At 62.5% G+C, this 18,293-nt stretch carries 18 protein-coding genes; 4 read left to right on the forward strand and 14 right to left on the reverse strand.

All coding sequences use genetic code 11. The annotated features are described in order from the left end of the window. Nucleotides 1–35: 35 nt before the first annotated feature. A complete protein-coding gene (locus tag ACT6VE_RS06765; protein WP_444797832.1) occupies nt 36–536 on the reverse strand; it encodes a hypothetical protein in 501 nt (166 codons plus the stop codon). After that, nucleotides 537–1,772, reverse strand: coding sequence for a tyrosine-type recombinase/integrase (locus tag ACT6VE_RS06770; protein ID WP_444797833.1), 1,236 nt, complete (start codon nt 1,770–1,772; stop codon nt 537–539). A gap of 311 nt (nt 1,773–2,083) precedes the next feature. Here ACT6VE_RS06770 and ACT6VE_RS06775 point away from each other — a divergent pair, with 311 nt between their 5' ends. Continuing rightward, on the forward strand, nt 2,084–2,335 hold the full coding sequence (locus ACT6VE_RS06775) for a GlsB/YeaQ/YmgE family stress response membrane protein (protein ID WP_444797834.1): 252 nt from the start codon (nt 2,084–2,086) through the stop codon (nt 2,333–2,335). A gap of 54 nt (nt 2,336–2,389) precedes the next feature. Here the strand turns inward: ACT6VE_RS06775 and ACT6VE_RS06780 are convergent, their stop codons facing one another. The 5 genes from ACT6VE_RS06780 to ACT6VE_RS06800 form a co-directional block, all read right to left on the reverse strand. Continuing rightward, complete coding sequence (locus ACT6VE_RS06780) at nt 2,390–3,511, reverse strand: glycosyltransferase (RefSeq protein ID WP_444797835.1); 1,122 nt, start codon at nt 3,509–3,511, stop codon at nt 2,390–2,392. Between the two features lie 29 nt (nt 3,512–3,540). Further along, a complete protein-coding gene (locus tag ACT6VE_RS06785; RefSeq protein ID WP_444797836.1) occupies nt 3,541–4,788 on the reverse strand; it encodes an O-antigen ligase family protein in 1,248 nt (415 codons plus the stop codon). Further along, nucleotides 4,785–6,359 carry an undecaprenyl-phosphate glucose phosphotransferase gene (locus ACT6VE_RS06790; protein WP_444797837.1) on the reverse strand — a complete coding sequence of 525 codons (1,575 nt, stop codon included), beginning with the start codon at nt 6,357–6,359 and terminating at the stop codon, nt 4,785–4,787. Before ACT6VE_RS06790 ends, ACT6VE_RS06785 begins: the two co-directional genes overlap by 4 nt. Before the next feature lie 79 nt (nt 6,360–6,438). Continuing rightward, complete coding sequence (locus ACT6VE_RS06795; protein ID WP_444797838.1) at nt 6,439–7,605, reverse strand: glycosyltransferase family 4 protein; 1,167 nt, start codon at nt 7,603–7,605, stop codon at nt 6,439–6,441. A 5-nt stretch (nt 7,606–7,610) separates the two neighbouring features. Further along, nucleotides 7,611–8,159 (reverse strand): polysaccharide biosynthesis/export family protein, encoded by a 549-nt coding sequence (locus ACT6VE_RS06800; protein WP_444797905.1) that lies wholly within the window; start codon nt 8,157–8,159, stop codon nt 7,611–7,613. Nucleotides 8,160–8,400: 241 nt separating this feature from the next. On the opposite strand from ACT6VE_RS06800, the gene ACT6VE_RS06805 reads away from it, so the two are divergent. Then, nucleotides 8,401–10,644 carry a Wzz/FepE/Etk N-terminal domain-containing protein gene (locus ACT6VE_RS06805; protein WP_444797839.1) on the forward strand — a complete coding sequence of 748 codons (2,244 nt, stop codon included), beginning with the start codon at nt 8,401–8,403 and terminating at the stop codon, nt 10,642–10,644. A gap of 4 nt (nt 10,645–10,648) precedes the next feature. On the opposite strand, the gene ACT6VE_RS06810 is transcribed toward ACT6VE_RS06805, so the two are convergent. Beyond that, nucleotides 10,649–11,914, reverse strand: coding sequence for a GNAT family N-acetyltransferase (locus ACT6VE_RS06810; protein WP_444797840.1), 1,266 nt, complete (start codon nt 11,912–11,914; stop codon nt 10,649–10,651). A 179-nt stretch (nt 11,915–12,093) separates the two neighbouring features. Here ACT6VE_RS06810 and ACT6VE_RS06815 point away from each other — a divergent pair, with 179 nt between their 5' ends. Beyond that, nucleotides 12,094–12,549 (forward strand): NUDIX hydrolase, encoded by a 456-nt coding sequence (locus ACT6VE_RS06815; RefSeq protein ID WP_444797841.1) that lies wholly within the window; start codon nt 12,094–12,096, stop codon nt 12,547–12,549. A 3-nt stretch (nt 12,550–12,552) separates the two neighbouring features. Here the strand turns inward: ACT6VE_RS06815 and ACT6VE_RS06820 are convergent, their stop codons facing one another. Together ACT6VE_RS06820 and ACT6VE_RS06825 are read right to left on the reverse strand one after the other, a co-directional pair. Further along, nucleotides 12,553–13,293: a metallophosphoesterase family protein gene (locus ACT6VE_RS06820; RefSeq protein ID WP_444797842.1), complete on the reverse strand. Its 741-nt coding sequence runs from the start codon at nt 13,291–13,293 to the stop codon at nt 12,553–12,555. Between the two features lie 5 nt (nt 13,294–13,298). Next, on the reverse strand, nt 13,299–13,517 hold the full coding sequence (locus ACT6VE_RS06825; RefSeq protein ID WP_069059164.1) for a DUF2842 domain-containing protein: 219 nt from the start codon (nt 13,515–13,517) through the stop codon (nt 13,299–13,301). 260 nt (nt 13,518–13,777) lie between these two features. On the opposite strand from ACT6VE_RS06825, the gene ACT6VE_RS06830 reads away from it, so the two are divergent. Then, the gene (locus tag ACT6VE_RS06830) at nt 13,778–14,878 is read left to right on the forward strand and encodes a COX15/CtaA family protein (protein WP_444797843.1); all 1,101 of its coding nucleotides are present in this window, start codon (nt 13,778–13,780) and stop codon (nt 14,876–14,878) included. Nucleotides 14,879–14,883: 5 nt separating this feature from the next. On the opposite strand, the gene ACT6VE_RS06835 is transcribed toward ACT6VE_RS06830, so the two are convergent. The 4 genes from ACT6VE_RS06835 to rpsI all read right to left on the reverse strand — a co-directional run bounded on the left by ACT6VE_RS06835 (nt 14,884) and on the right by rpsI (nt 18,292). Next, a complete protein-coding gene (locus tag ACT6VE_RS06835) occupies nt 14,884–15,726 on the reverse strand; it encodes an aminoglycoside phosphotransferase family protein (protein ID WP_444797844.1) in 843 nt (280 codons plus the stop codon). Continuing rightward, nucleotides 15,723–16,655, reverse strand: a complete 933-nt coding sequence (argC, locus tag ACT6VE_RS06840; protein ID WP_444797845.1) for an N-acetyl-gamma-glutamyl-phosphate reductase — start codon at nt 16,653–16,655, stop codon at nt 15,723–15,725. The genes ACT6VE_RS06835 and argC overlap by 4 nt, the downstream gene beginning before the upstream one ends. A gap of 75 nt (nt 16,656–16,730) precedes the next feature. Continuing rightward, nucleotides 16,731–17,684: an agmatinase gene (speB, locus tag ACT6VE_RS06845; protein ID WP_444797846.1), complete on the reverse strand. Its 954-nt coding sequence runs from the start codon at nt 17,682–17,684 to the stop codon at nt 16,731–16,733. 131 nt (nt 17,685–17,815) lie between these two features. Continuing rightward, nucleotides 17,816–18,292 (reverse strand): 30S ribosomal protein S9, encoded by a 477-nt coding sequence (rpsI, locus tag ACT6VE_RS06850; protein WP_444797847.1) that lies wholly within the window; start codon nt 18,290–18,292, stop codon nt 17,816–17,818. Nucleotide 18,293: the final 1 nt, after the last annotated feature.

Raw genomic sequence — 18,293 nt, forward strand, 5'->3', positions numbered from 1 at the left:
TAAGATAAGAGAAGATACGTCCCGAGAATATCAGGTCATTCTTGGGACAGCTTATCGGCCGCAGCCCTTATCGCTCGCGCGGCTTTCCACTCGTATGTCCATCGCCGTATCGAATCCGGAGCTTGCGACTTGCGCGATAGGGCATTGTTTGCGGTCTTGAAGCTGATCTTCCCTTTCGACGCCTTCGCAATCGTCCGGGCCGCCTCTGCTTGCGACTTCCCCTTCCGCATCTCGGCCTTCATGTTAGATCGGAGGGTGAAATTCTGCCAGCCGACGGGACGCCCGCCCAGGCTTTCACGATCAACGGGCGTTTCGATCTTGAACAACGGCTCGTATCTCAGCGCCAATTCGAGTGCTAACTCCCGCCAACCCGCAGCGGTCGGCCCGAGACCGTTAAGCGATCGAAGGAGGGCGTCTAGGCGCACCGCCATTTCCTCAGCCAACTCGTCTTCGTTTGTATGTTCCGTCACTGGAATGGGGCCGCGGCCCAGTGCCTCTGCCCATGCGGGCAGGTGATCGTCATCCTCCTCCGACATCTACTTTCCCTCCAAGGCGGTGGCAATCTGGCCTGCGATGGCGTTTGCAGCCGCTCGTGTTGGGTCAACATGAAGGTGCGCATACCGTTGCGTCGTGGCCGCGTCCGAATGACCTAGCAACTTTCCAATCGTCAGCAGAGACATGCCGTCTCCCGCGCCTACGCTCGCGAATGTATGACGAAGATCGTGCAGGTGCACGTCGTCAAGCCCAGCGCGCCCGGCTATTGCTGCCCACGGTTTTTTCAAGTCGGTACGTGGCTGTTCATCAGGTAGTCCAGCGCTGCGGCCAGCAATCACAAATTGGCCTAAACGCGGCAGGCCATCCAGCTCGGCTTGCGCTGCCTCGGAGAGTACGACCGTCTTTCTACCCGTCTTCGAGTCTGGCAACATCAGTAGGCCTCGCTTTTCATCATATTCCGACCAACGCAGGTTCAAGATTTCGCGAAGACGACAGCCGGTCAGCATCAGCAACCGGATTGCTCCGGTGACGTGCCGCCCGTAAATGGTGCGGTTTTTTTCCTTGGGGGCATGCTTGCTGTCAGACGCCTTGTGCGGAATGCCGATCGTTTCGGCCTCTCGCAGAGCATCACCGAGCCGCACCATCTCTTCCCCGGTCAGGTATCTTTCCCTCGGCTCTTCCTTGTTCTTGTCGATCGCTGCAGCCGGGTTCAATCCCTCGGGCACGTACCCACGCTTCGCTCCCCAAACGTAAGCGGCAGATAGGAGGGCCATGGCGCGGTTGGCGGAGTATCGTGCCGTTTTGGTCATCTTCATGTGCGCCCGCTGAACGTCAACGCGTGTAGCAGCAACAGCCTTCATTGCCCCCAGATGCGGCTGAATGTGGGTCTTCATCGTAACGGTATAAAAGTCCCTAGTGGACTGTTTCATATCCTTGCCGGCGATATAGTCTTCGACCAGCTCCTTAATCGTCCCACTGGCACGCTCGTCGGAGCGGTCCTTTGCCAGATCCTTCCCGAGGCCGGCGTGGGCGATCGTTTTGCGGGCCGCCTCTCTGGCCTCACTCGCCTTCAAGGTGCCGACACGGCCCAGTTTCAGCCGCTTCTTGGAACCACCGGCGACCGGCCTATATTCGACGAACCAAGTCCCGGTTCCGGCGGTGGTCCGATAAAAGCCGAAGCCAGCGAGGTCGGTATCGAAATAGAAGGTTGTTTTGTTTGGAAGCGCTGACGCCAGGACATCGGAAACGGTCGGTGCGCTTATCTTAATTGTAGCCATCTCGTCCCAATTTATAGCCAGAATGTAGCCAGTATTGTAGGTAAGAACTTGAATCAGTCAAGCGGGCATGGGTTGGATAGCGTTGGAATTCCGGGGATTGTGCGACTTGCGTGCAACGCTAGGAATGGCTACAAAAGCGGTATATTAAGACTGGGGGTCAAGGGGTCGTGGGTTCGAATCCCGCCATTCCGACCAATTTTTCCTCACTGTTGTAAATCGTATTCGCAAGTCCCCATGGAACTTTGCGCGCGTTTCCACGTTTACCTGCCGCCGGTCTTTTGCCGGTGTGTCAGGAGCTTGAGGAGACGCGCATGGAAGACGCAGGTATCGGCTGGATCGCAGCCATCATTGTCGGCGGGATTGCCGGCTGGCTCGCCGAGATGTTCATGAAAAGCAATATGGGCGTGCTGATGAACATCGTTCTCGGCATTGTCGGCGCGGCCGTGGCCAATCTTCTGCTCGGGCTGATCGGTGTTTCGCTCGGGGGCTGGATCGGTTATCTGGTCGCGGGCTTTATCGGTGCCTGCGTACTGATCGCCCTGGCGCGCGCGATCAGGCGCTAAGACAGTTATAATGCTTGAGGGCCGTCTCTCCGGGAGGAGGGGCGGCCTTTGGCGTCAGGCGACGAGGGCGCGATAGATCGCTTCCGTCTCGCCGATCATGCGTTCCAGGCTGTAGTCACCACTGCGGGCGCGGGCGGCGGCCGTGTGACGGGCGAGGCGGTCGGGGTCGCTCAAGCGGATCATGGCGTCGGCCAGGCGTTTTGGATCGTCGTCGTTTTCGACGAGTACGCCATTGACGCCATCCTTCAGCACCATGGAGGCGCCACCGACATCGGTCAGCACCATCGGCTTTCCAGCCGCCGCAGCCTCCAGCATGACATAGGACATGGCCTCGTAGCGGCTCGGCATGACGAGCACGTCGATCGCCGCCATGGCCTGCGGGCCGGTGAAGTGTGTCGTGAGGTGGATGCGGTCTGCGTGGCCGCTCGCTTCGATCTGGCGGTTGACTGCGTCCTGCATTTCGCCGGTACCGATCATCACGAGATGGGCGTTCGGGAGGCGTTCTGCCACGCGCTGGAAAGCCGTGAGCAGCCGCTCCGGCGCCTTCTGGTGGCAGAGCCGGCCGACAAAGCCATAGAGCAGGGCATCGGCGGGGATGGCGAGTGCTGCACGCACTGTCGCGCGCGAATCCGACGGCGGTGTTTCGACGCCATTGACGACGATCGCCAGCTTGTTGCGCGGTATGCCGAGCGCCCGGGCATGGGCGTATTCATCGGCGGAGACGCAGATCAGGCGTTCGGTAAACCCGCGGGCGAGCAGCTTTTCGATTGCGCCATAGACCTTGTGGCCGAGCGCGCCGAGACCGGGGTCCATCGTGCGGAAGGCGTGTGGAGTGTACACACGGGGCACATGGTGGCCGGGAAGGCGCAGGCGCGAAAGGGCGCCGGCCTTGGAACTATGCCCGTGAATGACATCGAAGGGACCTGCCTTGCGGATGACCGCGCGCAGCGCGCGCCAGGCGGGCAGGTCCGACGGGCCGGGCGAGCGCGCCATGGCGACGATGTGCACGCCTGCCAGATCCAGCGACGTCAGTTCCTCGACGAAACGGCTTTCTGCGCGCACCGGCGAATAGACGGCGTGCACTTCGTGGCCCCGCGCCTTCATGCCCTGGCAAAGATCGATGAAATGCCGGCCCGAGCCGCCGCCGCTCGGTTCCAGCACCTGGAGAAGACGCATTCGTCGTGGGTTCTTTTCCGGGGAGGGGGTCATGATGGGGTGCGGCCCGATGCGATCTGCCGGTTGTGGCGCCGTTCGAGCGCGATGCAGCCCCAGACGACGCCCAGCAAGAGATAAAAGTGACGCCAGTGATCCGTGTCGATGACGAAGCCGATCGCGGTATGGCCGACAAGCGTGATGAAGGAGATCATCAGGTAGGGCTGCCAGGTTCGATTGCGAAGCAGCGCCTTGGAACCGGCCAGGAGCGTCCAGACGATGAGGGCGAAGTAGCAGGCAAAGCCGAGCCAGCCATAGCTGGTCAGCGATTTCAGCCAGATATTGTGCTCGTCTTCCGGGAAGATCGTGCTGAACACCATGGGGCCGATGCCGAACGGTTTTTCCATGGCCATCAGGAAGCCGATGCGGTGGCGCTCGAAGCGGCCGAGATGCCCGCCGTCATACTCCTGCACCAGCTGGGTTCGGCTGGAGAACAGGTCGGCCACCTTGTCGAATTGCAGCGCGATGATCAGCGCGACGATCAGCAGGGCGGCGGCCGACAGGCTGAGCACGAGGATTTTCAGCCGGAACGCGCCCGTGCGCTCCTTGAGCAGCATGACGAAGACGAGTGCCACCACTGAAAACAGGTAAAGCGCCCAGGCGGCGCGGGAGAAGGACAGGAACAGGCCGAGCGCCAGGATGAGCACGCCGATGACCTTCAGCGGTGCGCCGAGAATGCGGCCGGCGAGCAATCCGTGCATCAGGTAGAGCGAGGGGGCGACGAGGAAGGGGCCGAAGACGTTCGGGTCCTGGAAGGCGCCCTTGGCGCGGTCATAGAGCGTGAAGGCCTCGGCGCCCGGAAAGGCGTGGAAGTAGCCGAGGATGCCGAGGATGGAGGTGATGAGGGCGCTCGCCACCCAGGCGCGGAAGATGAGTTCGAGCCGAGCGGGTTTCGCCTCGATGATGGCGGCGAAGAACACGCTGGAAAGCGCCAGGAACAGCGAGACGGCGATGTACATCGGGCCGACGGAGAAGTCGTCGAGCACGGTGAGCGACAGCATGCCGCCGACATTGAAGAGCACGAGCAGGATCAGCAGCGGGGCGATGCCCCGCGAGATGCGCAGGCCGATGATTGCCCAGAGGCCGATGAGACCGGCCATGAAGACTTCGTAAGGCGCTGGCTCGCTGATGACGAAGCCCGACAGGAAGACGCCGACGGCCACCAGCATGGAACCGATAATGCCAACGGCCGCGAGACGCGGCCGGAATGGCGGAGCATAGGGGAGAGCCGCGTCGCTCAATACGCGTTTTCCGTATTGAGCAGGCGGAAGGGCGTCAGGAACAGGATTTTCAGATCCAGCCAGAGCGACCAGTTCTCGATGTAGTAGAGATCGAATTCGGTGCGGAAGCGGATCTTGTCGTCATGGTCGATCTCGCCGCGCCAGCCGTTGATCTGCGCCCAGCCGGTGACGCCGGGCTTGACACGATGGCGGGCGAAGTAGCCCTCGACGACGTCGACATATTTGCGGTCGTGCGACTGGGCCTGGATGGCGTGCGGGCGGGGGCCGACGAGGGAAAGCTCGCCCTTCAGCACGTTGAAGAGCTGCGGCAGTTCGTCGATCGAGGACTTGCGCAGGAAGCGGCCGACGGGGGTTACACGCGGGTCGCCCTTCGTCACCGCGGCCTTGGCCGTCGGGTCCGACATGTTGGTGAACATCGAGCGGAACTTGTAGACCTCGATGACCTCGTTGTTGAAGCCGTGGCGCTTCTGCTTGAAGATGATCGGGCCGGTCGAGGTGAACTTCACCGCGATGGCGGCGCCGATCAGCACCGGCCAGAGCAGCACGAGCGCGAGGACGCTGAAGAAGATGTCGAAGATGCGCTTGGCGACATTGTCCCAGTCGGCGATCGGCTTGTCGAAGATATCGAGCATCGGCAGGCTGCCGATCTGCGAGTAGCTGCGCGGCCGGAAGCGCAGGCCCTTGGCGTGCGCGGCAAGGCGAATATCGACCGGCAGTACCCAGAGCTTCTTGAGGAGCGACAGGATGCGCGCCTCCGCCGACAGCGGCAGGGAGATGATGAGCATGTCGATGCGGGCAAGCCGGGCGAATTCGACGAGTTCGGCGACCGTGCCGAGCTTCGGATAGCCGGCGACGATCGAGGGCGAGCGGCGTTCGTCGCGATCATCGAAGATGCCGCAGATGCGGATATCGTTTTCCGGCTGCTGCTCGAGCGTGCGGATGAGTTCCTTTGCCGGCTCGCCGCCGCCGACGATGACGGCGCGCCGCTCCATCGTGCCGTTGCGGGCCCAGCGGCGGATCGAGTAGGCGATCACCTGCCGCTCGATGACGAGATAGACCGCGCCCGTTGCAAACCACGACGCGAACCAGACGCGGGAATATTCCTCGCCGGATTTGAAGAAGAATACGACGAGCGCCATCGCGCCGAAGGCGATCGCCCAGGCCGCGAGGATTCTTGGCGTCATACGCCAGGGCGAGCGCAGGGCCGGCACCTGATAGGCGTCGGCAAGCTGAAGCAGCAGGACGCCCATCGCCGCGCCGCCGACAAGAACCGACAGGTAGAACACGGTTATGCCCAGGCCGGCGGTGCTGACATAGAGGAGGTGAATGCCGTAGCCGATCGCCAGCAGCGCCACGAATTCGAAAAGGCGCAACAACCCGATGATCATGCTCGGGGAATAAGTATCGGCGCGGAACTGCTGCGCGATCTTCTGGGCAAGCGGGTTGAGATCGACCGTCTTGCCGCCGTCGTATTCTTCCGACGGCGAACCGGCTGTGATCGTACGGATCTCGGAAGCTTTTCGTCTCAGAGCTTCAGGATCGAAGGAGTCGGGCTTGTCGACATGGTTCATGGCACGCACCTGCAGAGGCTTTGCACCGGAGATAGCACGAAGCCCCTAAGAAACGTTTACGTGGTGGGTGATCGTCGGATCAGGAAGCGTGCCGATTTCCGCCATTCTGCTTGGCGAGAATATCGCGGTAGAGGCGCAGCAGGGACGAGGACATGACCGAGGCGGAAAAGGTCTGCTTGAAGGTGGCGGAGTCCGGCATCACCTTGGCGAACCAAGCGGGATCGCTGACAGCGTCGACCATGACCCTGGCAAGCGCGTCCGCATCGCCGGGGTTGGCGAGCGCGATGCTGTCTCGGCCAAGCACTTCGGGAATGCCGCCAACGCGGCTGGCGATGACCGGCTTGCGGGCGGCAAGCGCTTCCAGAACGATGTAGGGCATCGCCTCGGCGCGCGACGGCACGACGACGTTGCGGGTCATTGCGAAAGCGTCGTACGCCTTCATGGCGGGCAGCAGGCCGATACGGCGGCCAAGCCCCCAGCGCAGCATCATCTTCTGGTATTTTTCCTTGTCCGGCCCGTCGCCGATCATCAGGGCGGAGAGCGGTCGGCCGACGAGGCGTTCGGTGCGGGCGAAGGCGTCGACGAAGACATCCGGTCCCTTCAGGTCGCGCAGCATGCCGATATAGAGGAAGTCGACCGCGTCTTCCCGGGAATAGACGGTCTCGAAGTCTCGATCGTGGATGCCGTTATAGATGCGCTCGGCGCGCACGCGCGGCTTGCCGACGCGGGCGAGATAGGCATCGCGCTCGAAATCGCAGACGAAGACAAGCGCATCGCCCAACTTTTCGAGTAGCCGCTCCGCGGTGAGGATCGAGAAGCCGGCCACGGTCTTTCGATCGTAGTGCAGGCTGCCGCCGTGCGGCGAGTAGAGGCGGGCTACGCAATACCTGTTCACCCGCAGGGCTGAGCCGATGAGACGGGCAATGGCGCCACCCTTGGCGCCGTGCCCGTGCAGGACATCCGGCTGCAAACTTTTTATTTCCCGATAGCATTTCCAGAAGGCGCCGATATCCCGCGGGCTGACGGCGCGGCTGATCGGCACGCGAACGAGGCCGAGCGAAAGATAGGGACGGATTTCATCGAACAGCGAATCCTCGAACGAGCCCCCGGTGAGGCTGTCGCAGACGATGCCGACGTCATGGCCGGCCTTCGCATGGAACTCGGCCAGGTCACGCACATGGCGGAAGATTCCGCCAATGGGCGACCGGAAACAATGAATGATGCGCAGAGGACGATCGTCCGTCATGTTTTTCAGAACAGCCGTTCGCGAACATAAATCGTGTCGCCGGCCAGGACCGGATCAGAAATCGATACACGGCCCGTGATGATCTTTCCGTTAATCTTGCGCGTCACATCGACATCGCCCTGGTTAGCGCGCGGCGAGAAGCCGCCGGCAACGGCAATGGCGTTCTGGATGGTCATGCCGGCGACATAGCTGTACTGCCCGGCCTGGCCGACTTCGCCCATCAGATAGATGGAGCGGTAGCGATCGATCTCGATGGAGATGTCGGGATCGCGCAGATAGCCCTGGCGCAGTTTTGCCGCGATGATGCTTTCCAGCTCCTGGAGCGTCTGGCCGCGCGCCGGTACCGCGCCGATGAGCGGGAAGGCGACATAGCCGGCCTGGTCGATTGTATAGGTATTGCTGAGCCCCGGCTGTTCGAACACGGTGACGCGCAAGCGGTCGCCGCTGTCGAGGCGATAGGGCTGGATGGTCGCCTCGTGGAAGGCCTTGGGGGCAGGGCGGTAGCCGCTGCAGCTCGAAACGGCCGGCACGATGAGTGCCAGCGCGAGCAGCATGCCCTTGTTGATCGTTGCGAACGCCATTCGCTTTCCCAATCCCGGAAATCAGAAGTCTGACCTTCGTTATCGATCCGTTAGGGTTAATGGCTGGTAAAGGATGGGAGTGGATAAGGGTGGGAATTGCAGATTTTTTCACGCCGGGCGCGTGAATCAATGCTCGTTCTACTCGTGGTGGTTAACGCTTAGGTTACCATGTTTGTTTACGGTGCGGGCAATTCGTCGCGTTCGGAGTAGGGATATGTCAGGCGTTCAGGGAAGCCAGCAGGATGTCGATATCGACCTTGGCGGTCTTTTCGGCGCAATCTGGCGCAACCGTATGCGTGTGCTCATGGCGACCGTGGCCTGTGCGGGGCTCGCCTTCGCCGGTGCGAGCCTGATCACGCCCAAATACAAGAGTGAAGCACGGCTCCTCATCGAAACGCGCGAACCCGCCTTCACAACCGGTACCGACCGCACGCAGAGCCGGGAACAGCCACCCTTCGACGAGCTTGGCATTGCCAGCCAGGTGCAGCTCCTGAAATCCGCCGATCTCATGAAACAGGTCGCGCGGAACTTGAACCTGTCCGAACTGGAGGAATTCGACCCGACCGCGCAGCCGTCTGCGGTCTCCGACCTGCTCGTGCTCTTCGGCCTGAGGAAGAACCCGCTCGATCTCGCGCCGGAAGACCGCGTGCTGAGGGAGTTTTCCGAACGGCTTGTCGTTTATCAGGTGGAACGCTCGCGCGTGGTTGCCATCGAGTTCAGCTCGAGGGATCCGCGCCTTGCGGCAGCGATTCCGAACGAGATGGCAAAGGTCTTCCTGTCGCTGCAGAGCGGCGCCAAGCTGGACACCAATTCCGAGGCGACACGCTGGCTAGAGCCGGAAATCGCCAACTTGCGCGAAAAGGTGCGTGAAGCCGAACAGAAGGTTGCCGAATACCGCTCGCAATCCGATCTCCTGCCGACAGGGGAGAACAGCACGTTCGCGGTGCGGCAGCTGACGGACATGTCCACCGAACTCGCCCGTGTGCGCGGCGAGCGCGCCAATGCGGAAGCGCGGGCGGAAAACGTGCGCGCGGTGCTGAAGAACGGCGACGCGCCGGACACGCTGGCGGATGTCGTCGGCTCGCAAATGATCCAGCGGCTCAAGGAAAGCGAATCGCAGATCCAGGGCCAGATTTCTGATCTTTCGACGTCGCTTCTCGACGGGCATCCGCGCCTCAAGGGCCTGCGCTCGCAGCTCACGGGCATTCGCGCGCAGATAAAGGCGGAAACCCAGAAAATTCTGGCCAGTCTTGAAAACGAGGCCAACACGGCGCGACTGCGCGAAGCCCAGCTTGCCCAGCAGATCAACACGCTGAAGGCTGACAGCGCACGTGCCGGCGAGGACGAAGTCGGCCTCAAGGCGCTGGAGCGCGAGGCAACGGCCCAGCGCCAGCTCCTCGAAACCTATCTCGCCCGCTATCGCGAGGCGACATCGCGCACCGACAGCGGCTCGTCGCCGGCCGATGCCCGCATCATTTCTGCCGCCGCGATACCCACGGAAGCCGCCTTCCCGAAGGTCGTGCCGATAACCATCGTCGGCGGAGTCGTCGGTTTCACCCTCAGTTCCATCGCCATCCTGCTCTCCGAGCTTTTCAGCGGCCGCGCGCTGAAGCCGGTCGGTGCAGCGGCGGTGCCGCATCGGCGCGAGGAGGAGATCGATGAGGATGTGGTGGAGGCCGTTGCGGTCGAGCCCGTCGCCAAGCGGGTACCATTGGTACGCGAGGATCTCGCAACCGTGAAAGACATCGATGCCCCGGCAAAATCCCTGCTGTCGGGCGTTGGTCCCGAAGAAGACGACGACGAGGAAGAAGAGGAGCAGAGCATGCGTCCTTCCCTGATTGATATGCCCGCCTTCGAAGACGAAGGCGATTTTTCGGTCGCAGCCGTTGCCCGGCACATGATCGAGAACAATGTTTCCGTTGCGATTTCCGTCTCGCCTTCCGGCGACCGCGGTTCGACGGCGACGGTCATGCTGGCCCGCCGGATTGCTGAAGACCATCGCACGACGCTTCTGATCGACCTGACCGGTTCAGCCTGCCCGACACGCCTGATGGCGCAATCGGCCCATGTGCCGGGCATCACCGACCTTCTCGTCGGCGATGCCGCCTTCGGCGACATCATCCACGGCGACCGTCTCTCCAGCGCGCATATCATTCCGCGCGGCAATGCCAACATCAAGCGCGCGATGCGCGGCATCGATCGGCTGGCCATGGTGATCGATTCGCTCGCCGACGCCTATGATACGGTGATCGTGGAATGCGGCCCGGCCGAGGTGGAGGGCGTGCGCCGCCTGACGCGGGGCGAGGAGACGGATATCATCCTCTCAATTCCGGGTGCCGAAGAGGACGAGATCGTTGACCTGATCAGCGCTTTCGGTGAGGCCGGCTACAGCGAGATCGTGCTGATGACGGGCGAGGGGGCAGAGCCGCCCCGGCGTCCCCGTCGCCGCGCCGCCTGACGGTTCAGTCTGCGCCTTCACCGGCGCGGACGAATTCCGTCTTGCCGGAGCGCATGCGCTGCAGGAAGGCGTAGAACTGCGGGTTCTGCTTGATGAGGCGCTTTGCGCCCGCCTTTGCCCGATGCACGGCGGCAACCATGCTGCCGGCCACCGTCGTCGGCCAGAGCAGGTCGTGCTGCGGCGTCTCGATGGCACACCAGGAGCGCTTGTACGCCTGGTCGCCAATGCCGAAATCGAAAAGGCGCACGCCTTCGCCACACAGCTTGTGGATCGCCAGATAGAACAGGAATTCACCGGGGCTGGCATCCGCCGCAATGCTCTCGTCGATCGAGCCGAACTGGCAGATCACATGGTCGCCCTTGCGCGAAAGACCGGCGATCGCCACGATATGCCCTTCGTGCTCGCCCTTGAGGCGCACGGCATGAAGCTGGAGCGGATAGGTTTCGGCATCGCTTTCGACTGCGACCAGCTTGCGGAAGAAGTTTCGCGTTTCCTCGTCGCGAAAGACATCGGGCAGGCGCATCGTGTCGAAACGAGCGGCTTTCTGGTGGAAGAAGGTTTCCAGCAGGAGGCGGCCCTCTTCGGGTGTGTTGGCGACGACGTGTTCGTAGCCGCCAAGCGCCTCGACGCGACGTTCGGAATTGCGGAATTTTTTGCGGCGACGCTTGGCATTGACCTGCGCCAGCGTGCGTTCGAAACTCTCGAACAGTTCGAGCTGGAAGGCGGCGTTCTGGTTCAGCACCGACGGCAGGTCGGCAAAGGAATTCGTCTGGCCGCGCCAGTCGAGCGGTACCTTTTCCAAAAGGAAGAGGTCGAAGTAACGGGCGAACTGCGCGCGCGCCTGCTCGAAAGCCTGGCGCAGCCGCGGCGGTGCCGCAAGAAAACGGAATTCTTCGGTATGGAGGCCCGTATTGATGTTGCTGAACGGGGTGGCGAGGAAACGCGCGGTGCGCACGGGGCCGTGGCGCACGATTTCCAGCGGCAGGATGAGGTGCGTCTTTCCACCGGAAAAACCTTCGACGATCAATAGCTTGCAGGCATGGGTTTCCGCCCAGGCACGGCACCAGTCGTAGCTCTGGTGAAGCGAAAGGTTGTTATCGGCTTCAAGGGCCCGCCAGCGGGTTTCCAGCGGTTCCATGCGGTCATGCAGGCGGATGGACAGCGGCACGACCGAGGGCGTGCGCCCCTCATCGGCAATCAACCCCATGTATCGGGCCGCGAGGTCGCGCTCGGACGGCATGATCTGGAAATTGAGTTGCATCGCTCCCATGGGCTCGACCCTTATGCACCTGGCCAGCGGCCGCATCGCCGCGAAAACACCATAGGCACTAGGCTTGGGAAAAGAGTTTAAATCCACTGACCTCGCCGAACCCACCCGGGGAAATTGGCAGGCGCGGTTAGCAATTTCATAACGAAGTCCGACAAAAGCCGATGGGATAGGAGACAGACATGCAGACATGGCGGCCGCCGCAGAAAATCCATGTGAAGGTGCTGGGTCTAGCCTGGCACGACGACCGCCTGCTGGCGGCGGAAGTGACGCGCGATGACGGCACCGTGAAGGGTGTTCGCCCGCCCGGCGGGGCAATCGAATTCGGCGAGACGCGGGAAGAAGCGCTGGCACGGGAGTTCCAGCAGGAATTCGGTTGCGGCATCGCAATCGAAGGACCCTGGACGACCTTCGAGAACCTGTTCTGGCATGAGGGCGCGCAGGGTCACGAATTCATCTTCGCAGCCAACATCCGTCTACTCGACGAAAGCCTCTACCAACGCACCGAAATCGCGCTTGTCGAACACGACCGCTCGGTCTGGACGGCGCGCTGGTTCATGCCGCATGCGCTTCCGGATGGCGTGGAGCTCTATCCTAGCGGACTTTCTGCGTATCTGGTGCGAGCCGCTCGGCGATAGGTTTTAACGAAGCCAGCCGGTGGAAAGAGCACTCGCCCATTCACGCTGGCTGCGGCTCTCTGCAAGCCGGGCCATCGCCATGTGATCGTAGCTTACAAGATGGAAGGCTGCGTCCCACGTGCCGTTACGCTTTTCGATGATGGCGTAGCGTGCATGCGGCGAGCCGGTCTCCACCTTGTGCGGCACCGGCTCGTCATCGTCGTAGGCTGGCGAGCCCACGCTGCCAGGATTGACGACCAGCCGGCCATCACGCAGGCGGACCATGCGGGCGACATGGGTGTGGCCGCAGAGCAGGACAGGATAGTCATTGCCTTCTGCCAGGGACTCGATGCGCTCGATCGATGAAAGTCGCATTCCGCCCTCGAATGCTTCGTCCAGCCAGTAGACCGTGTCTGCTTGCGGTGTCCCGTGGCAGAGGAAGATTTCGTCGTGAAGGACCGCCGTTGCCGGCAGCTGCGCCAGCCAGTTCAGGTGATGCGCCTCCAGTTGCACATGCGCTATACGGTCCCAGCTTCCCATCGCCGCCCGTTCTTTCTCGATGAGCCAGCGGTCATGATTACCGCGAATGCAGACGATGTTCGGCCGTGAAAGCAGGATATCGGCCGTGCGGCTCGCATTCAGCGCGCCGCTCAGATGATCGCCGAGATTGACGATTTCGGTGATGCCCCGGCGTTCGATGTCCGCAAGGACAGCGTCCAGTGCGAGATCGTTGCCATGAACATCGGCGATGACGGCGATCCGCATGACGTCTACTCGTCGCGCGGCTTGCCGGGCTTTTCCATCCATTTGATGATGAACATGGCCGGCAGGATCCACAGCACGCCGGTGACCGTGAAGTAGAGCAGGTGGATGTACCAGGGCGATTGCCCCAGCGTGGCAACCGCGACGGTGGTTGCGACCAGCGCATAGACGAGGACGAGGATGATGATCAGTACCGTGCCGATCAGTTTTCTGAGGCGAGGGGGCATTGTCGGTCTTTCAATCTCAAAGCATGTCGCGCAAAAGTGTGGAGCGGTTTTGCGATAACGACATGCGCAAAACAAGAGGTCAGTCGGCAAGGGCGCGACGGCATGCCGCAAAGCGTCGGGCCTTGTTTTGCACGGGCTGGTCAGGCAAATCAACGCCAGAGCAGGTCCAGCAAACGCGTGCGAGCGGTTTTGCGTTCGGGACTGCGCAAATTTAGCCAAAGCGACAGCCAAACCGACGCTTTGGAAAAGGAGCCGATGGAATGAGCGCCATGACCGCGACCGCATATCGCAGCCAGAACGACACGGACAGGACCGACCGCAACCGCCGGCAGGTGCGCCGCTGGCTGGGCTTCGTGCTGTTCACGCTGTTCGTGCTGGTGCTCGTCGGCGGTGCAACGCGGCTTACCGAATCCGGCCTCTCCATCACCGAATGGAAGCCGATCCATGGTGTCATCCCGCCGATCACGGCCACGGAATGGCAGGAGGAATTCGACCTCTACAAGCGCATTCCGCAATACGAGCAGATCAACAAGGACATGACCGTCGAGGAGTTCAAGACGATCTTCTGGTGGGAGTGGGCACACCGGCTGATCGCGCGCTCCATCGGTTTCGTCTTCGCGGTGCCGCTCGCCTTCTTCTGGCTGACCGGCCGCATCGAAAAGAAGCTGCGCTGGCCCCTGGTCGGCCTTTTGGCGCTCGGCGGTTTTCAAGGCTTCATCGGCTGGTGGATGGTCTCCTCCGGCTTGGCGGATCGCGTCTCGGTCAGCCAGTACCGACTGGCAACCCACCTCACCATCGCCTGTCTCATCTTCGCCTGGACGATGTGGCTGATGCGCGCGCTCTCGCCGCACAGTGACGATCCGGCCCCGACCGCGGCCTCGCGACGCATGGCCGGCATCATCGCCTGCATGGCGATCTTCCAGATTTATCTCGGCGCGCTCGTCGCCGGTCTCGACGCCGGCCTCACCTACAACACCTGGCCGCTGATGGACGGCGCCGTGGTGCCGGGCGGCCTCTTCGTGCAGCAGCCCTGGTGGATCAACCTCTTTGAAAACCCGAAGACGGTGCAGTTCGTCCACCGCATCGGCGCCTATGTGCTCTTTGCGCTCGTGGTCATCCACATGATCTCATCGCTGCGCGCAGCCCCCGAAACGACGCATGCCCGTCGCGCCCTCGTGCTCTTCGGTCTCGTCTGTCTCCAGGCGATGATCGGCATCCTGACGCTGATCTGGCAGGTGCCGCTCGGCTGGGCGCTCGCCCACCAGGGTGGGGCGCTGGTTGTGCTGGGATTTGCGATCGCGCATTGGCGGGGTTTCGTCGGTGAATATCCGCTGGAGACGACGGTCGCCGGCCGGCGCTGATCCGATCAGGCCTGCATGAGGACGTTGCGGACTGCGGCGACAACGGCAAGTTCATCGTCGCAATCCCCGGCATTGCCGTCCTCGTCATGCCACGCAGCCGACAGGCAGCCATAGGCGAAGGCGTAGCGCAGGATGGTGCGGACATCGCGCCGAAGTGTTTCGGCGAAGATGCCCGCCATCGACGCGACCCTCTCTTCGTTCCGGGTGAGGTCGAAACGGTCGAGGGGGTTGGAAAACATGTTGGCGGCATCGAGCGCGGCATCGCCGATCAGCCCTGCGGGATCGATCGCGAGCCAGCCCCGCGGGCCGGACACGATATTTTCATGATGCAGGTCGCCATGCAGCGGCCTGATGTCGCGCTGGTCGGCCATTAGTGCCTCGGCCAGCGCTGCCGCTTCCGCAAACGGGCTGGCCACGCCCTCCCGGCGGTCCCGCTCGGCCTTGTCGAACAGGCTTGCGAAGTATCGCGACAGCGGTTGCAGGCCTTCTGGCGGCGGGGTGTCCGAAGGGCGGTGATATTCGGCGAGGACTTCTGCGGCGATACGGGTCGCATCGTCATCGCCATGGGCAACGAGGTGGTCCCGCAACGTCGTCGTGCCGGCATGTTCCATCAGCAGAATGGTGTCGTCGCGAGCAAGCAGCCTCACGCAGCCGATGCCATTCCGCCAGGCGAGGAAATCCGCACCGCGTAGGCCGTCTTCCAATACCTTCGGTTTCAATTGTTTGATGATCGCAGGTTCGCCGCCGGCGAGCTTCACGTCATAGACGCTCCCGGCGGTCGTGTCTGCGATCAGATCGGCGCTTTCGACCCGCCATTCGGCGGGGAGGGTAGGATGTCCGATCCTCATCCCTTCAGCATCAGATCCATGTTCTGCACCGCCGCGCCCGAGGCGCCCTTGCCGAGATTGTCGAGCAGGGCGACGAGATTGACGTGTGGGCTGCCTGCGGTGCCGAAGACATAGAGCTTCATGCGGTCGGTATCGGCGAGTTCCACCGCGTTGACACGGGCGAGGTTGGCGCTTTCCTTGAGATCGACGACCTCGACGATGTCCTGGCCGGCATAGTGCTCGGCCAGCGCCTCATGGAGGGAGCCGAGCGAGGCGTGCTCGTTGAGGTCTGCCAGATAGAGCGGGACCTGCACGATCATGCCCTGCGCGAACTTGCCGACGGAAGGCGAGAAGAGCGGTGCGCGCGACAACATGCCGTGCACCTGCATTTCCGGCACATGTTTGTGCTTCAGCGACAGGCCGTAGAGGAAGTGCGGCGAATCGATGTGCTCGGGATGCCCGGCCTCTTCTATCTGCGCGATCATCTGCTTGCCGCCGCCGGTATAGCCGGAGACTGCGTTGACCGTGACGGGATAGTCCTCCGGCAGGATGCCGGCAAGTCGCAGCGGGCGCAGGAGGCCGATCGCGCCGGTCGGGTAGCAGCCCGGATTGGCGACACAACGCGCGTCCGCGATCTTCTTCGGCTGCGCGCGGTCCATCTCGGCGAAGCCATAGGCCCAGTCCGGATCGACGCGGTGCGCCGTCGAGGTGTCGATGATGCGGACGGAATTGTTGCCGGAAACCATGGCGACGGCTTCCTTTGCGGCATCGTCCGGCAGGCAGAGGATCGCGACGTCGGCGCTGTTGAGCAGGTCTTCGCGCAGCGTCGCGTTGCGGCGTTCGGCTTCCGGGATGGAAAGCAGCTCGACATCGCTGCGGCCGGCCATGCGCGTGCGGATCTGCAGACCCGTCGTGCCGTGTTCGCCATCGATGAAGATCTTCGGTTTCATCTGCAATCCAATCTATTCAATGCCGCGTTCGCGGCTGGATATAGCCCCTTGAACTGTCGCATTCAATGCCGTGCGTCAGCGTCGCTCCGCGAGTGTCTCGGCGTGAAGTCCCAGCATGTACATGGCGATGTTGGAGGCGGCGATGGCGGTTATATCGGCGTGGTCATAGGCGGGAGCCACCTCGACGACATCCGAGCCGACGATGTTCAGCGCGCCGAGCTTGCGCAGGACCGAAAGGATGCGGGCGCTTGAGGGGCCGCCGGAGACCGGCGTGCCGGTGCCCGGGGCAAAGGCGGGGTCGAGGCAATCGATATCGAAGGTCAGATAGGTCGGCCTGTCGCCGACATGGTGGATGATCGCATCGGCGATCTCGGCGGCGCTCATTTCTTCCACGTTGTAGCCATAGAGGATGCGGATGCCGCAATCTTCCGGCGCATGGGTGCGGATGCCGATCTGGATCGACGTTTCGGCATCGATCAGGCCCTCGCGCACGGCTGTGCCGACGAACGAGCCGTGGTCGATGCGGCCTTTTTCATCCGCCCATGTATCCTGGTGGGCATCGAACTGAACGAGCGAGACGGGGCCGTATTTTTCGGCATGCGCGCGCAGCAGCGGCAGCGTGATGAAATGATCGCCGCCGAGCGTCAGCATGTAGGCGCCGGATTTCAGGATCTTCTTCGCTTCACGTTCGATCGCGCCCGGCGTCTTCTGGTGATTGCCGTAGTCGAGCAGGCAGTCGCCGTAGTCGATAACGGCCATGTCCTCGAAAAGGTCGCGCTCGAAGGGATATTGCGGATCGTTGTCCATGATCGCCGAGGCACGGCGGATCGCCTGCGGCCCGAATCGCGTGCCGGGGCGGTTGGAGGTCGCGGCATCGAAGGGAATGCCCCAGACGACCGCGTCGACATCCTTCAACACCTTGGTGTAGCGCCGGCGCATGAAGGAGAGAATGCCCGCATGGGTCGGGTCCGAGGCGGCGCTCTTCAGTGTCTTGGCGGTGATGGCGTGGTCGATTGTCTTGTTGGCCATGAAAATCCCTCCGAATTCTGGCGGGACGTTCGCCAATCGCGGGCTTTAAGGCAAGAGGGATTCTGCCCGGAAAAAACGAAAAGGCCGGGGCGAACCCCGGCCTTTCCTGAAGAACAAGTCTTCCGAGCGAATTAACGCTTGGAGAACTGGAACGAACGACGTGCCTTTGCACGGCCGTACTTCTTGCGTTCGACGACGCGCGAGTCACGGGTCAGGAAGCCGCCCTTCTTGAGGACCGGACGCAGGCCTGGCTCGAAGTAGGTCAGCGCCTTGGAGACGCCGTGACGAACGGCACCGGCCTGGCCGGAAAGACCGCCGCCGGCGACGGTGGCGACGATGTCGAACTGGCCGTCACGGGCAGCCGCGATGATCGGCTGCTGCAGGATCATCTGCAGAACCGGGCGGGCGAAGTAGGTCTCGAAAGACTTGCCGTTGACGGTGATCTTGCCGGAGCCCGGCTTGACCCATACGCGTGCGACAGCGTTCTTACGCTTGCCGGTGGCGTAGGAGCGACCCAGGGCGTCAACCTTCTTGACGTGAACCGGGGCGGAGGCAGCGGGAGCTGCGGCAGCGACGCCGAGGTCCTTGAGCGAGGAGAGGTCGGCCATT

It is taken from the genome of Shinella sp., from assembly GCF_052438155.1.
Lineage (GTDB): Bacteria > Pseudomonadota > Alphaproteobacteria > Rhizobiales > Rhizobiaceae > Shinella.

What these genes read in the sequence shown, in the direction of transcription:
- ACT6VE_RS06820 (WP_444797842.1), bottom strand. Translation starts at nt 13,293, where the DNA reads ATGCGGATCGCCGTCATCGCCGATGTTCATGGCAACGATCTCGCACTG.
- ACT6VE_RS06800 (WP_444797905.1), bottom strand. Translation starts at nt 8,159, where the DNA reads ATGCTGCTCGCGCTGGCACTCATCGTGCCGGCCGTTTCGAGCTGCAGC.
- speB (WP_444797846.1), bottom strand. Translation starts at nt 17,684, where the DNA reads ATGGCCAACAAGACAATCGACCACGCCATCACCGCCAAGACACTGAAG.
- ACT6VE_RS06790 (WP_444797837.1), bottom strand. Translation starts at nt 6,359, where the DNA reads ATGAACCATGTCGACAAGCCCGACTCCTTCGATCCTGAAGCTCTGAGA.
- ACT6VE_RS06830 (WP_444797843.1), top strand. Translation starts at nt 13,778, where the DNA reads ATGAGCGCCATGACCGCGACCGCATATCGCAGCCAGAACGACACGGAC.
- ACT6VE_RS06795 (WP_444797838.1), bottom strand. Translation starts at nt 7,605, where the DNA reads ATGACGGACGATCGTCCTCTGCGCATCATTCATTGTTTCCGGTCGCCC.
- ACT6VE_RS06780 (WP_444797835.1), bottom strand. Translation starts at nt 3,511, where the DNA reads ATGCGTCTTCTCCAGGTGCTGGAACCGAGCGGCGGCGGCTCGGGCCGG.
- ACT6VE_RS06825 (WP_069059164.1), bottom strand. Translation starts at nt 13,517, where the DNA reads ATGCCCCCTCGCCTCAGAAAACTGATCGGCACGGTACTGATCATCATC.
- ACT6VE_RS06770 (WP_444797833.1), bottom strand. Translation starts at nt 1,772, where the DNA reads ATGGCTACAATTAAGATAAGCGCACCGACCGTTTCCGATGTCCTGGCG.
- rpsI (WP_444797847.1), bottom strand. Translation starts at nt 18,292, where the DNA reads ATGGCCGACCTCTCCTCGCTCAAGGACCTCGGCGTCGCTGCCGCAGCT.
- ACT6VE_RS06765 (WP_444797832.1), bottom strand. Translation starts at nt 536, where the DNA reads ATGTCGGAGGAGGATGACGATCACCTGCCCGCATGGGCAGAGGCACTG.
- ACT6VE_RS06775 (WP_444797834.1), top strand. Translation starts at nt 2,084, where the DNA reads ATGGAAGACGCAGGTATCGGCTGGATCGCAGCCATCATTGTCGGCGGG.
- ACT6VE_RS06810 (WP_444797840.1), bottom strand. Translation starts at nt 11,914, where the DNA reads ATGGGAGCGATGCAACTCAATTTCCAGATCATGCCGTCCGAGCGCGAC.
- ACT6VE_RS06805 (WP_444797839.1), top strand. Translation starts at nt 8,401, where the DNA reads ATGTCAGGCGTTCAGGGAAGCCAGCAGGATGTCGATATCGACCTTGGC.
- ACT6VE_RS06815 (WP_444797841.1), top strand. Translation starts at nt 12,094, where the DNA reads ATGCAGACATGGCGGCCGCCGCAGAAAATCCATGTGAAGGTGCTGGGT.
- ACT6VE_RS06835 (WP_444797844.1), bottom strand. Translation starts at nt 15,726, where the DNA reads ATGAGGATCGGACATCCTACCCTCCCCGCCGAATGGCGGGTCGAAAGC.
- argC (WP_444797845.1), bottom strand. Translation starts at nt 16,655, where the DNA reads ATGAAACCGAAGATCTTCATCGATGGCGAACACGGCACGACGGGTCTG.